This window comes from Nocardia sp. NPDC020380 (assembly GCF_044386975.1).
Classification (GTDB): Bacteria; Actinomycetota; Actinomycetes; order Mycobacteriales; family Mycobacteriaceae; genus Nocardia.
In genome coordinates this window covers 419798-433502 of record NZ_JBIRVQ010000003.1, presented here as the reverse complement: position 1 = coordinate 433502, position 13705 = coordinate 419798, and the positions used below count along the sequence as shown (strand labels likewise).

At 67.4% G+C, this 13705-nt stretch carries 14 protein-coding genes; 12 read left to right on the top strand and 2 right to left on the bottom strand.

Going from position 1 to position 13705, the window contains the following annotated elements:
- Positions 1-4 precede the first annotated feature (4 nt).
- Positions 5-946 (top strand): aminoglycoside phosphotransferase family protein, encoded by a 942-nt coding sequence (locus ACH438_RS09510; RefSeq protein ID WP_397003107.1) that lies wholly within the window; start codon positions 5-7, stop codon positions 944-946.
- On the opposite strand, the gene ACH438_RS09505 is transcribed toward ACH438_RS09510, so the two are convergent.
- Positions 923-1378, bottom strand: coding sequence for a DUF1707 domain-containing protein (locus ACH438_RS09505; RefSeq protein ID WP_397003105.1), 456 nt, complete (start codon positions 1376-1378; stop codon positions 923-925). The two genes, ACH438_RS09510 and ACH438_RS09505, sit on opposite strands and share 24 nt — an antisense overlap.
- Before the next feature lie 103 nt (positions 1379-1481).
- Here ACH438_RS09505 and ACH438_RS09500 point away from each other — a divergent pair, with 103 nt between their 5' ends.
- On the top strand, positions 1482-2600 hold the full coding sequence (locus ACH438_RS09500; protein ID WP_397003103.1) for an alpha/beta hydrolase family protein: 1119 nt from the start codon (positions 1482-1484) through the stop codon (positions 2598-2600).
- A 3-nt stretch (positions 2601-2603) separates the two neighbouring features.
- Here the strand turns inward: ACH438_RS09500 and ACH438_RS09495 are convergent, their stop codons facing one another.
- Positions 2604-3464, bottom strand: coding sequence for a LysR family transcriptional regulator (locus ACH438_RS09495; RefSeq protein WP_397003101.1), 861 nt, complete (start codon positions 3462-3464; stop codon positions 2604-2606).
- 115 nt (positions 3465-3579) lie between these two features.
- Between ACH438_RS09495 and ACH438_RS09490 the strand changes: the two genes are divergently transcribed.
- The 10 genes from ACH438_RS09490 (at position 3580) to ACH438_RS09445 (ending at position 13456) form a co-directional block, all read left to right on the top strand.
- A complete protein-coding gene (locus tag ACH438_RS09490) occupies positions 3580-4875 on the top strand; it encodes an NAD(P)/FAD-dependent oxidoreductase (RefSeq protein ID WP_397003099.1) in 1296 nt (431 codons plus the stop codon).
- Between the two features lie 77 nt (positions 4876-4952).
- Positions 4953-5561 carry a PadR family transcriptional regulator gene (locus tag ACH438_RS09485; protein ID WP_397003097.1) on the top strand — a complete coding sequence of 203 codons (609 nt, stop codon included), beginning with the start codon at positions 4953-4955 and terminating at the stop codon, positions 5559-5561.
- Positions 5562-5617: 56 nt separating this feature from the next.
- A complete protein-coding gene (locus ACH438_RS09480) occupies positions 5618-6640 on the top strand; it encodes an ATP-binding cassette domain-containing protein (protein ID WP_397003095.1) in 1023 nt (340 codons plus the stop codon).
- Entirely contained in the window at positions 6637-7398 is a 762-nt protein-coding gene (locus ACH438_RS09475) for an ABC transporter permease (RefSeq protein WP_397003093.1), read from the top strand. The genes ACH438_RS09480 and ACH438_RS09475 overlap by 4 nt, the downstream gene beginning before the upstream one ends.
- A gap of 62 nt (positions 7399-7460) precedes the next feature.
- Positions 7461-8150 carry an SDR family NAD(P)-dependent oxidoreductase gene (locus tag ACH438_RS09470; RefSeq protein ID WP_397003090.1) on the top strand — a complete coding sequence of 230 codons (690 nt, stop codon included), beginning with the start codon at positions 7461-7463 and terminating at the stop codon, positions 8148-8150.
- The gene (locus ACH438_RS09465) at positions 8147-9379 is read left to right on the top strand and encodes an S-adenosylmethionine:tRNA ribosyltransferase-isomerase (protein WP_397003088.1); all 1233 of its coding nucleotides are present in this window, start codon (positions 8147-8149) and stop codon (positions 9377-9379) included. The genes ACH438_RS09470 and ACH438_RS09465 overlap by 4 nt, the downstream gene beginning before the upstream one ends.
- Positions 9380-9443: 64 nt before the next feature.
- Positions 9444-10592 (top strand): Rieske 2Fe-2S domain-containing protein, encoded by a 1149-nt coding sequence (locus ACH438_RS09460; protein WP_397003086.1) that lies wholly within the window; start codon positions 9444-9446, stop codon positions 10590-10592.
- A gap of 128 nt (positions 10593-10720) precedes the next feature.
- Positions 10721-11584: an IclR family transcriptional regulator gene (locus ACH438_RS09455; protein ID WP_397003084.1), complete on the top strand. Its 864-nt coding sequence runs from the start codon at positions 10721-10723 to the stop codon at positions 11582-11584.
- On the top strand, positions 11568-12170 hold the full coding sequence (locus ACH438_RS09450; RefSeq protein WP_397003082.1) for a TetR/AcrR family transcriptional regulator: 603 nt from the start codon (positions 11568-11570) through the stop codon (positions 12168-12170). The genes ACH438_RS09455 and ACH438_RS09450 overlap by 17 nt, the downstream gene beginning before the upstream one ends.
- Positions 12171-12268: 98 nt before the next feature.
- On the top strand, positions 12269-13456 hold the full coding sequence (locus ACH438_RS09445) for a hydroxylase (protein WP_397003080.1): 1188 nt from the start codon (positions 12269-12271) through the stop codon (positions 13454-13456).
- The last annotated feature ends 249 nt before the right edge of the window (positions 13457-13705 follow it).

Below are 13705 nucleotides of genomic sequence, written 5' to 3'. Positions count from 1 at the left end.
GAAGATGCCGATCTCACTGCCGCCGGGAATCGCCGAATCCATCCGGAAGTACTTCGGCGAGCGCGGCCGGGCGTGGGTGGCGGCGCTACCGGCCCTTGTGGGCGAGCGTTGCGCGGCTTGGGAATTGGAGCTGATCGGCGACAGCTTCGGCGGGGGAACGCATTCCTTCGTCGCGCCGGTACGCAGGGCGGACGGGTCCGTGGCCGTGCTGAAAGTGCCCGTCGTGGACGAAGAGAATTACGGCGAGCCCACCGGGCTGTACTGCTATGGCGGTGACGGTGCGATCCGGCTCTACGAATTCGATCCGGCGAGCGGTTCGATGCTGCTGGAATGGGCGCGGCCGGGAACGGAACTGCTGTTCCAGCCCGGGTTTCCGAGTCTGGAGGGCCGGCCGGAGAACATCGGGAAGGTCGAGCAGGCGTGCGCCTTGTACCAGCGGTTGCGCCGCTTGCCGGGTGAGATCCCCGCGGGATTCCCGGCCCTGCCGACGGCCGCGAGCATGGTCGACGGCTGGGTGAAGATGTTCCACGACCCGGATCCCGAGGTGGCACAGGTGATTCCGGCGGGACTGCTGGATCGCGCGGCCCAGCGCTGCGTGGAACTGGCGGTGCCGGAGGGCCCGCTCCTGGTGGTGAATCGCGATACGCATCTCGGCAATATCATTGCGGCGGAACGTGAGCCGTGGTTGCTCATCGACCCGAAGGCCTACCTCGGCGAGGCGGCCTTCGACGCGGGATTCCTGATAATGATCCAGGTGCAGAGCAACCCGGCTCCCGAACATGCGCGTGCGGTGATCGAAAGGACCGCTGCCGCACTGGATGTCTCCGCGGAGCGCGCGCACGCGTGGGCGTTCATGCGTGCCATGGAGGAGATCGTCTGGGCAGTCGAGGATGAGGAGCCCGATGATCTCCGCCTGCACCTTTCAGTTGCGTCCGCCCTGGCGTAGGTCCCGATACCGATCCCGGGCCTCGCGCTGTGTGCGACTGTCCTTCCCGGCCACGATCCCGATGCAGGTCGGGATCAACAGCCCGAACGCCCACGGCGCCTCCACCCAGAACGGCCAGAAGTAGCCCGCCCCGGTGGCCAGCCAGATGACGAGGCAGAGCCCGTTCACCGCCGCCCACGGAATCCACATGATCTTGACCCAGGTCGGCACCACCCCGGCCTTGGCTTGCCCGCCCGGTACCCGCGAACCGCGTTGCGCGGGAAGGTCGGACAGTACCGGCGCGAGTTCCCCGTAGGTCCGGGCGGCGTACACCTGCTGCAGCCGTTCATCGTATTCGTGCAGATCGATCCGTCCCTCGTCCATCGCGGACTTGAGTCTGGCGACGATCTGCTCGCGGTCCGCATCGGAGGCCCGCATGTGCTCCTGGCTCACCCTGTTCAGCGTAGGTCGCGCCCGCCCGCCGCGCTGCCCCAATTCTCCTGGCACCTGCGATATTGCCTCGTTCCGCAAGATCGGGCCGATTAGATTGTCGCCCATGGGGATACGAATGCTGCTGGTCGCGGGACTGCTCGCGGGGGCCGGATGCTGCGGTGTGGCGCAGGCGGACACGCCGGTGGAGCACGAGTCGTTCAGCTTCCGATTCGGGGACTTCGAGGGATCGGGGCAGCTCGACTATCCGGCGGGCGCGCGTAATGCGCCGGTCGTCATGCTGGTGCCGGGTTCGGGCCCGGAGGACCGGAATGCCGATATCCCCACCGCGCATCACGGGACGACCCATATCTTCCTCGATATCGCGAACTATCTGACGCAGCACGGCTATGCGGTGATGCGTTACGACAAGCGCTACGTGCATGTTCCGCGTCAGGTGGATCCGCGCTTCGCCACCGATCTCATCATGAACGACATGCGCGACGATGCCGATCAGGTGTTGCGCGCGGTCGAAGGGGATCCGCACATCGATCCGCACCGCGTCTTCCTCTACGGCTGGAGTGAGGGCAGTACGGTGGCCGCCGCGGTGGCGGTTTCGCATCCGGAGTTGGCGGGCACCGTCTTTCAGGGTCCGGTCTCCGTGCCGTGGCGGATGGTGTTCGGCTATCAGACCGAACTGGTCGAGGCCGCCTACTTGGAGCGTTACTCGGTCGGCGGTCTGCTGGGTCCGGAGGAGTTGCGGCGCGCCTACGCCGGCGACGGCGGGCTGGTGGCGATGTCGACCGCGGCCTTCACGGTCGCCGATGCGGCGCACGGTGATTTCGCGGTCGCCCCGACACTGGATCTGGACCATGACGGCAAGCTCGATGTGAATCTCGAATTCCGTCCGGTCTCCGAGGCCTTCCTGGATCAGCTGCTGAATTCGACCCGGTACATCTACGGTCCGGGACGGGCCCTGCCGACGGTGCTGGACCAGGCGCCGAAACTGACGGGACCCGTATTGATCCTGCAGGGCCAGGAAGATGCCAATGTTCCAGCGGCCGGCGCGGCCGGCCTCGATGCGGCCTTGGCGCTCACCGGAAATCGCGATCACTCCGTGCGGGTGTTCCCGGGGCTCGGGCACTCCCTCGGCCGCACACCCGATGCCTTGACCGATGATTTCCAGCCGATCGACACGACCGCTCTGGATGCCCTCAGCCAATGGCTGGATGCGCACACCGGCTGATCCTCAGGAGCAATGCAGTGCGGCCACCAAGGTTTCGAGGATGGCCGAGCGGCGGATGTCGCTGCGCAGTACGGCCGAGACCGGAATCCGGAGTGGGTGCCCGGTGAGGTGCAGGGTGGCGATGCCTTCGATGGAGCTGTCGGCGTAGAGGATGGTCCACGCGTCGGGCCGATTGATGAGTTCCATGGTGGCCGTGTGGTCGGGCGGTATGGGTGGTCCGAAAGCGGGTCCGGTGGGCAGATCGGCGAAGGCGCCGCGGACGACATTGTGCAGCAGTACCTGTTCCGATTCCGGTGGCAGCAGGAGTGGATAGGCCCCGAGTTCGGTGAGGGTGACGTCGCCGCCGCGGATGGCGAGGGGGTGTGCGGTGGAGGTGGCTATGACCGGATCCTCGATCCAGAGCTGTTCCACGGCGAGTCCGGGTTGGTCGATACTGCCCCGGATGAGAGCAAGATCACAGTCTCCGTCGGCGACGGCCTGAATGCGCTGGCGGAAGGGCTTGATGACGAATTCGATCTCGGCGCCGGGATGCGCTTCGCGTGCTCCGGCGATGGCGGACAGCGATCTTGTTGCGAAGCTCATGTTCGCCGCCAGGCGAATTCGTGGCCCGGAAGACCGTACAGCTGCGCGAATGGCCGATTCCAGGCTCAGCATTTGCTTCGCAAGGGGAAGTAGCCGGGTGGTCGCGTCGGTGGGTACGACGGATCGGGTGGACCGCTCGAAGAGCGGTACGCCGAGATCGCGTTCCAGCCGGGCGATCTGGTGACTGATCGCCGATTGTGAGATGAAACAGCGTGTGGCGGCCTTGCTGAAGCTGAGCTCCTCGCAGACCGCGACGAAGTAGGCCAGTTGGCGCAGCTCCACGGCTCGTCCTCGATTCATGATCAACGCAGATAAGAGTCATCTAGATTATGCGCCCTGACCCCTGGAACATTCGCGCTTCGAATCACGGTTAGTAATGACAGAGAAGGGAGTTGTCATGCAGTACGTGGAAGCGGGCATCGAAACCGCGGATGTCGTCATCGTCGGATCGGGCTTCGGCGGGCTCGCCGCCGCGAAGCAGTTGAACAAGTCGGGGGTCGGCTACGTCCTCATTTCGAGTACGCCCGAGCACCTCTTCCAACCTCTCCTCTATCAGGTAGCGACCGGTGTGCTGGCATCCGACGAGATTGCCCCGCCGATCGCGAACATCGTCCGGCACCACAAGAACGGTGAAGCGCGCCTGGGCAAGGTCACCGAGATCGACGCCCCGAATGCCGTGATCACCTACGAGACTCCCGAGGGTCCGCGCAAGATCCGCTACGGCAAGCTGATCGCAGCCACCGGCGCCAGCCAGTCGTACTTCGGCCGGGACGACTTCGCGGACAAGACGTTCTCGCTCAAGACCATCGACGACGCGCGCCGGCTGCGCGCCCAGATCGAGCGGGTTTTCGAGCAGGCCAAGACCGCCGATCCCGAAACCCGGCGCCGGCTGCTGAGTTTCGTCGTGGTCGGCGCGGGCGCCACCGGTGTCGAGGTCGCGGGCCAGCTCAAGGAGCTCGCCAAGCGCCACTTCCACATGGAGGATTCGGTCACCCTGGTCGAGGGCGCGCCCGTGGTGCTGCCCCCGTTCGGCGGCGAACTGTCGGAGTACGCGCTGAAGTCGTTGAGCGGCAATGGCGTCGACGTCCTGCTCGATACCTTCGTGACGGATATCGAACCCGGCAAGGTGACCGTCAAGAGCAAGGACGGCGTGGAGCGCGGTATCGCCGCCGAGACCGTGGTGTGGTCGGCGGGTGTGGCGGCGGGCGGTTTCGCCAAGCTGCTGGCCGAGGCCACCGGCTGTGAAACCGACCGTGCCGGACGGCTTCTCATCAATGACGACTGCACCGTCGGCGGGCACGCGGACATCTTCGCCATCGGCGATATGACCTTCCTCAAGGGCTACCCGGGCCAGTCGCCCGTGGCCATGCAGGAGGGCCGCCACGTCGCCGACATCATCCGCGGCAAGAAGCAGGCGGCCACCCCGTTCGAATACTGGGACAAGGGCAGCATGGCGGTGATCAGCACCTTCAGTGCCGTCACCAAGCTGAACGACAAGATCAAGTTCACCGGTCTGCTCGCCTGGTTCACCTGGCTGGCGGTGCACGTGTTCTACATGGTCGGCTTCCGCAATCGCTTCGCCGCGGTGGCGTCGTGGCTGGTCGCCTTCATCGGCACCGGCCGCCCCGGCTTCAAGGAAGTCCAGAAGGACGCCGCGCCAGCGTCTTTGGCACAACCACGCGCCGCGGCCTAGCCGCGGCCCAGCCGCACCGCCGTTCCCGAGCCGCCCGGTGATCGCACCGGGCGGCTCGTTCGCGTTAGCCTGCCAGGATGGCTGTTCCTACGACTCGATTGCTGGTGCTGGCTGTCGTCCGGATGATGCAGCCGGTGCACGGGTACGACGTGCTCCGGGAACTGCGGTCCTGGCAGGCCGATGAGTGGGCCAATATCAAGCCCGGTTCCGTGTACGGCTCGTTGAAGACGATGGAGCGGGACGGTCTCATCGAGTTGGAGGGGGTGGGGCAGGACGGCGCGCGGCCGGAGCGGACGACGTATCGGCTGACCGCGGAGGGGGAGAAGGAGTACGGCGACATGATCCGCACCGCGCTGTACTCGGCGGAGCTGCCGCGGACTCCGTACTTCGCCTCGGTCGCGCTGTTCCCGACCGTGCCGCGCGATGAGGTGATGTCGGCGCTGCGGGCCCGGATTCTCAAGTTCGAGGCGGAGCTCATGCGGCTGGATCGCGAGATCGCCCGGGTGCTCGCGGGCAGCGGCAATCCGGCGGAGGCGGTGCCGCATCACGCCGCCGACGGGATGCAGCTGGGCGCGGACTATCTGCGGGCGGATCTGGAGTGGACCCGCCGGACCCTGGCTCGGATCGAGCGCGGGGAACTGGATGTGTGGACGAATCAGTGGGGTGGGCCGCCGCCCGTCCAATAATCAAGTTTTAATAGTCAAGCTTGACTATTCGGGTGGTCGTTTCTACCGTAGGACGGGTGGAAACGACTACCCCCGTCCGCGCCCAGCCCACCGATCCGGTGATCCGGGTTCGCGGGCTGGCGCGTACCTTCAAAACCAAAACCGGTGTCGTGCAAGCGGTTTCCGGTATCGACTTCGACGTACGGGCCGGCGAGATCATGGGCCTGCTCGGCCCGAACGGCGCCGGCAAGACCACCACCCTGCGCATGATCTCCACCCTGCTCGCCCCCACCGCGGGCGAGGCCACCGTGGTCGGCGCGGACCTGCGCACCGCGCCGCGGACCGTGCGTTCCCGCATCGGCTACGTACCGCAGGGCGGCTCCACCAATGAAGCCGAACTGGTCGGCGACGAATTGGTGCTGCAGGCCAGGCTTTTCGGACTCTCCAAGGCCGAGGCGCAGCAGAACGCCGCCGACCTGGCCAAGGCGCTGGAATTCGACGGCCTGGAACGCCGCAAGTGCGGGCAGCTCTCCGGCGGCCAGCGCCGCCGCGTGGACATCGCCCTCGGCATGGTGCACCGGCCCATCCTCATCTACCTCGACGAACCCACCACCGGACTGGACCCGCAGAGCCGGGCCAACCTGTGGGACCACATCCGCCGGCTGCGCGACGAAGGCACCACCGTCGTGCTCACCACCCACTACCTGGAGGAGGCGGACGCGCTGTGCGACCGCATCCTGGTGATGGACAACGGCGCCATCGTCGCCGAAGGCACCCCGGACGAGCTCAAGCGGCGCATCTCCGGTGACGTGATCAGCCTCGAAATCGATTCCCGCAGTGCGGATCTCGCCATGGACATCGCGGGGGAGGTGCTCGAACTGCGCAGCCGCCTGCGCACCGAGGGACTCGAGAACGGCCATGCCGGAAGGAGTCTCGTGCATCTCACCGTCGAACACGGTGACGCCGCGGTGGTTCCGCTGCTGCACGCGCTCGGCGATCGGGGCATCACGCCCGGCTCGCTGACCGTCAAACGTCCCAGCCTCGACGATGTGTTCCTCACGCTCACCGGGCGTTCGCTCCGGGAAGGAGACCGGTCATGACATTCCTGCGCGATACCGGACTGATCTTCTGGTCCCAGCTGCGATCCAATCTGCGAAATCCGTTGTGGGTGATCATCGGTGTGATGCAGCCGATCATCTATCTGGTGCTGTTCGGCCCGCTGGTGAAGGGCGTCTCCGGATCGTTCGGGCCGGGCGCCGATCCGTGGAAGATTCTCACCCCCGCATTGGTCATCCAGATCGGGTTGTTCGGCGCGCTGTTCGTGGGTTTCGGCATCGTGGCGGAATTGCGGGCCGGCGTCATCGAGCGGCAGCGGGTCACGCCCGCCGCGCGTGGCGCGCTACTGCTCGGGCGCGTGCTCAAGGATATGACCGTGCTGGTCGTGCAGGCGCTGGTGCTGGTCGCCGTGGCCGCCGCGGCGTTCGGGCTGCGACCCGATCCACTGGGCCTGGTGCTGTCGCTGCTGCTGATCGCGGTGATGGGTGCGGGGCTGGCCGCCGCGTCCTATGCGCTGGGGCTGTGGGCGCGGTCGGAGGACACCCTCGCCTCGCTGCTGAACTCGGTGTCGGTGCCGGTCATGCTGCTGTCGGGCATCCTGTTGCCGATGACAGTCGGGCCGAAGTGGTTGCAGGACATCGCCAAGATCAATCCGTATTCGCACACGGTGGATGCGGCACGGGCCTTGTTCCGCGGCGACTTCGCCACCCATGACGTCTACGTCGGCACCGCCGTCACCCTGGTGTTCTCCCTGATCCTCATGGCGATCGGCGCTCGCGGCTTTGCCCGCGAGAATGCCTGACCGCCTTCGCTCCCGGCGAAAGAAGTTGACCTGAACAGAGGTTCAGGTTTCACCATGGCTGTATGGCAGAAACCACGAAAACAGCCCTGGTCACCGGGGCGTCGGCCGGGTTCGGGCGGGCGGTAGCGCTCGCTCTGGCCGGCCGCGGCTGGCAGTTGATCCTCACTGCGCGCGGCGAGGATCGGCTGGCGAAGATTCGCGCGGAGACCGGTGCGGTGGCCGTGGCCGGCGATATCGCCGATCCGGTCCACCGCGCCGAACTCGCGCGCGTGATCGGCGGGCGGCCGCTGGATCTGGTGCTCAACAATGCCAGCGCCCTCGGCCCGAGCCCACTACCCGCACTGGAGCACTATCCGCTCGCCGAGCTGGCGGCGGTGCTCGACACCAATGTCCTTGCGCCCCTGGCGATCGCGCAACTGACCCTGTCGTCCCTGCGCGCCGCGGACGGTGTGCTGATCGATGTCAGCTCGGATGCGGCGGTCGGTGGTTACGAGGGCTGGGGCGGCTACGGCGCCTCGAAGGCGGCCCTGGATCAGTTGACGAATGTGCTCGCGGCCGAGAATCCCGCGCTGCGGATCTACAGTTTCGATCCGGGCGATATGCGCACCGAGATGCATCAGGCCGCCTTCCCCGGCGAGGACATCTCGGATCGCCCGCTCCCCGAAACCGTGGTCCCCGCCCTCCTGCACCTGCTCGACACCCGCCCGGCGAGCGGCCGATACGTCGCGTCGGAACTGCCGGTGGCGTCATGACACTGAGCATGGACGCCATCGAGTTCACCCTCCCGGCCGAGCTGTCCGCCACCCGCCCGCCGGAGGCGCGCGGACTGGCCCGGGACGAGGTCAGGCTGCTGGTGAGCGACGAATCCACGCTCACCCACGCGCGATTCCGCGAACTACCGGACTTCCTCTACCCGGGAGACCTGGTGGTGGTGAACAATTCGGCCGTCCTCGACGCGGCCGTGGACGCCCAATACCGGGACGAGACAGGGGTACTGCACTTCTCGACCTGGCTCGACGACGGCGGCTGGGTGGTGGAACTGCGGGACCCGAGGGGTGTCCCGTGGTCCGGCCGCCCGCTGGAATCCGGTGCGCACGTGTGGCTTCCGGACGGTCAGGCGCTGGAGTTGCGCGCGCCGTGGCTGGCCGGCGGCGCTCGCCTCTGGATCGCCGATCTGGTTCCGGAGGTGGCGATCACGAAAGCCGCCGTCCACGGTGTGGCGGGAACGACCGTGCGGCCGACCGGCTCGGGCATCGATCGGGGCGGTGCCGGCGATCGAAGTGACGGTGCCCGATCGGGCATCGAGGGGCGGGGTGGTGGTGATCGAAGTGACGGTTCCCGGATGGGCTTCGATCGGCGTGGCGGTGGCGATGCCGGTGACGGTGTCCGGCGATTGCTGGCGCGGTACGGTCGCCCGATCACGTATGCGTATGTGCCGGAGCGCTGGTCGTCGTCCTACTACCGGACGGTGTTCGGCCGCGAGCCGGGCAGCGCGGAAATGCCCAGTGCCGGCCGGCCGTTCACGGAGGCGCTGGTGACCGATCTGGTGGCGGCGGGCATCGCGCTGGCGCCGATCACGCTGCATACGGGAGTGTCCTCGCCGGAGACGGGGGAGCCGCCCAGTCCCGAACGCTTCCGGGTGTCGGCCTCGACGGCGCGCCTGGTGAATGCCGCGCACGCGGCGGGTGGCCGGGTGATCGCGGTGGGGACGACCGTGACCCGTGCGCTGGAATCGGCTGTCGGCGCCGATGGTTCGGTGCATGCGGCGTCCGGCTGGACGGATCTCGTGCTGGATGGTTCGCGGCCCGCGCGGGCGGTGGACGGGCTGATCACCGGCTGGCATGCGCCCGGTGCCTCACACCTGCATCTGCTGGAGTCGGTGGCCGGGGCGCGAGTGGTGCGGGCGGCTTACCGGGCCGCGCTGGAGAGCGGCCTTCTGTGGCACGAATTTGGGGATTCGGCGCTGTTGTTCCGGGATTGACCGCTGTTTCGGTCAGTGAAAACCGTTCTGCGACAGCCGAGTTACCGGTGTTAGAACGGTGGCCATGAGCACGGTGGAGTCAGAATTTCAGGAAGTACGCCGGATCGAGGCCGCTCCGGCCCCGGCACGATTCGCCCGCGGCTGGCATTGCCTGGGCCTGATCAGGGATTTCGGGGACGGGCGGCCGCATCCCGTGCAGGCCTTCGGCACCAAACTCGTCGTGTTCCGCGGCGACGGTGGTGCGTTGCACGTACTGGATGCCTTCTGCCGGCACATGGGCGGGGATCTGTCGCAGGGCGAGGTGAAGGGCGATGAGATCGCCTGCCCTTTCCATGATTGGCGCTGGGGCGGGAACGGGCGCTGCAAGCAGATCCCGTACGCCCGGCGGGTGCCGCCGCTGGCGCGCACGCGGGCGTGGACCACGCTGGAACAGGACGGGATGCTGTTCGTCTGGAACGATCCGGAGGGCAATCCGCCGCCGCCGGACGTGACGATTCCGCGCATCGAGGGCGCGGGCAGCGCCGAATGGACCGATTGGCACTGGTACAGCACGGTGGTGCACACCAATTGCCGGGAGATCGTCGACAATGTCGTCGATATGGCGCACTTCTACTACGTGCACGGTTCGCTGCCCACGTTCTTCAAGAACGTCTTCGAAGGGCATACGGCCACGCAGTATTTCGAGAGTGGTGCGCGCGAGGACCTGCCGGGCCCGGTCGGTCAGCCGCAGTTGCTGGGCAACAGTTCGGTGGCCTCGTATCACGGTCCTTCGTTCATGATCGACGACCTGACCTACCACTACGAGCACGGCGACCATCGCACCGTCCTGCTGAACTGCCACTATCCGATCGACGCGAATTCGTTCGTGCTGCAGTACGGCATCATCGTCGAGAAGGCAGCCGGATTGGATGCGGCGGCGGCCGAGCAGACGGCGATCGCGCTCGGTGACTGGGTGAAGCTCGGATTCGAGCAGGATGTGACCATCTGGAAGTCCAAGGCGCGCATCGACAATCCGCTGCTGTGCGAGGAGGACGGGCCGGTCTATCAGCTGCGCCGCTGGTACGAGCAGTTCTATGTGGATGTCGCCGAGGTCCGGCCGGAGATGGTGGACCGCTTCGAATACGAGCTCGACACCACCCGCGCGCTGGAGACCTGGCGCGGCGAGATCAGCGCCACCGTCGCGCGCCGGGCCGCGGCGGCGGCGTCGTCCTGAGTGACCGCGGGGCCGGTGTTCCACTCACCGGAACCCTTGCCCACCTTCGACGCTCGAAGCCTTCCGCGGCGGCAGGCCGATTGCTAGCTTCGGAACTGTAATCAATTTCAGTTTTGAAGGTGAGTGGCATGACCTCAGTGTTGAGTGGGGACGCCCGGCCCGATTCCGGCCGATCCCCGTTGCCGCCGTCGATGATCGAACGCGTCACCCTGATCATGGATCTGTTCGAGAACCCCCGCACACGGCGCACATTGGAGCAGATCGCCCGCAGCACCCGGCTGCCCCGGTCGACGACCTACCGCATCATCGAGCAACTGGTGCGCCTGCAATGGCTGGACCGCGGCCCGAACGGCTACCGGCTCGGGCCGCGGGCACTGGGACTGGGCGGCCGCGAATTCGAGCATTCGGCGCTGCGCGCGGCCGCGGCGCCGGTGCTGCACGAGCTGGCGGTGCGCACCGGACTCGTCATCCATCTGGCCGTCTTGGACGGCGCCGAGGTGTATTACCTGGACAAGATGGGCGGACCGGCCGCGGTCGAGGTGCCGTCCCGGGTGGGTGGCCGCGCGCCTGCGCACTGCACCGCGCTGGGCAAGGCCATGCTGGCCTGGTTGCCGCCCGAGGATGTCGACGCGCTCTACCGGGACGGCCTGCCGCGCCGGACTCCGCGCAGCATCGGTGATGTGGGCGTCCTGCATCGCCAGCTGGTGCACATTCGATCGGTCAGCGGGCTCACCTTCGAACGTGGTGAATGCGTGCCGCACATCGGTTGCGCGGGTGTCGCATTGCGCACGCCCGACGGGCCGGTGGGCGCCCTCTCGGCGGTCTGCGATGTGCGGACACCGATGCGGCGTCTCGCACCCGTGCTGGCCGCTGCCGCGCGGGCCGTGCTGCGGGAGCTGTCCGATGGTCCGGCTGCCACGCGCTGCGGGCAGACGCCTTTCTGCTCGGATACCGACGTCGTAGCGGAGGAGCACGGTGGCGCGCATCGCTGAAGCGCGGCGGCCCGCCGCGCCCATTTCCGAGCGGCAGGTGGCGCGCCGTGAGCGGATCCTCGACGCCGCAGCCGAACTCGGGGCCGAGGCCGACTACGAACGCGTGCAGATGCTGGACGTGGCCCGGCGCGCGGATGTCGCCATCGCCACGCTCTACCGCTACTTCCCGTCCAAAACGCATTTGTTCGCAGCGGTTTTCGAGGCGCGCATCGACCGTTTCGTCACGCGCTACTGGATCGGGTCGTCCGGGGATCCCGTCGAGGATCTCGGTGAGCGGCTGGTGGCGTTGAGCCGGGATCTGCTGAGTACACCGAAGTTGTGCGCGACCCTCATGCATGCCGCGGCCGCCTCGTATGTGGCCGGGCCGCCCGATGACGACGGCATGCCGGATCTGATGATCGTGCGCGCCATTCTGGACACCCTGGGTGACCAGGTGCCGGATCGCGCGGATCTCGCCGCCATCCGGCTGCTCATCTACAGCTGGTGGGGTGTGCTGGTTTCCGGCCTCAACCACAAACTGCCCCGGGAGCTCGCCGAATCGGACCTGCGCCTGGCCACCCGTTTGATCCTCGCGCCCTTCCGCTGAACGGAAACAGGGCTCGCCACGCGCCGGTATCGGGCCTACCGTCGTCGGCACCCACCCGTGCCGGTGGGTTGTCCCACACAGTGATTCGGAGGTGCGTGATGTCGCACGAAGTAGTGCGCCGCGTAACGGAACTCGGCGATCGGCTGGCCGCGCACGCGGCCGAGACCGAGCAGCTCGGCCGATTGTCCGATCAGAGCGTCGCGCTGGTGCGCGAGGCGGGCGTCATGCGGATGTTGCAGCCCACCGAGTTCGGCGGATACGCCGCCCACCCACGCGATTTCGCCGAGGCCGTGATGGCGGTGTCGCGGTACTGCGGCTCCACCGGGTGGGTGTGCGGCGTCGGCGGTGTGCATCCGTGGGAGATGGCGCTCATGGATCGCAAACTGCAGGACGAGGTCTGGGGCGAGGACCCGGATATCTGGATCGCGTCGCCGTACGCCGCGCAGGGCATCGCCACTCCGGTCGAGGGTGGTTACCGGCTCCGCGGGCATTGGAACTTCTCCTCCGGCACCGATCACTGCGACTGGATCTTCCTCGGCGCGCTGGTGGCCGGCCCCGACGGTGCGCCCGCGCAACCGCCCAAGGTGCTGCACGTGGTGCTGCCGCGCGCGGATTACACGATCGTCGAGGACTCCTGGGATGTCATCGGCCTGTGCGGTACGGGCAGCAAGGATGTCCTCGTCGAGGACGCGTTCATTCCCGAGTACCGCACCATCGACGCCGGTGAGGTGGCCGAGGGGGAGAGCGCGGCGGCCCGCGCGGGCCGCACCGACACCGTGTACCGGCTGCCGTTCTGGGCCATGTTCCCGCTGGGTATCACCGCGGCGGTGATCGGCATCGCGGAGGGCGCGATGGCGGCGCATCTGGACTATCAGCGCGAGCGGGTCACGGCCATGCACACCCGGATCAAGGACGATCCCTATGTCCTGTACGCCATTTCGGAGGCGGCGGCGGAGATCGCGGCGTCCCGCACCCAGTTGCTGGACGGCATCAGCCGGCTCTACGACCAGATCGAGGCCGGCGAGGCGGTGAGTTTCGCGGACCGTTCGATGGTGCGCCGCAATCAGACTCGCTGCGCCTGGCGCGCCGTGACCGCGGTCGACGAGATCTTCGCCCGCTCCGGCGGTAATGCGGCGCGCAGGACCGGTGTGCTGCAACGCTTCTGGCGTGACGCGCATGTGGGGCTGCAGCATGCCATCCACACGCCCGGTTCGATCTATCACTCCTCGGCGCTGACGGCGATGGGCGTCGAGGTCCCCGAAGGTCCGTTGCGCGCGCTCATCTGAGGCGGTGAACCCCCGGGTGCGCCCGCGCCCGGGAGGCGCCGGATCGGCCGCCGTCCAGCATCCTTACCCCGGTGCGCGGACCGCTGTGAGCAGGCGTAGTCTTGCATCTTCCACGCGTCGCGGCGCGCTCTTCCCGGGCCGCGCGGCAGGGTGATCCAGTGTCCGATTCCCGGTCCGCCGGCTCTCGGATTCGGCCTCGTACCCAGCCAGAATACGAGCGTTTGTCCTGGTAGGGAACTTTCGGAGGCG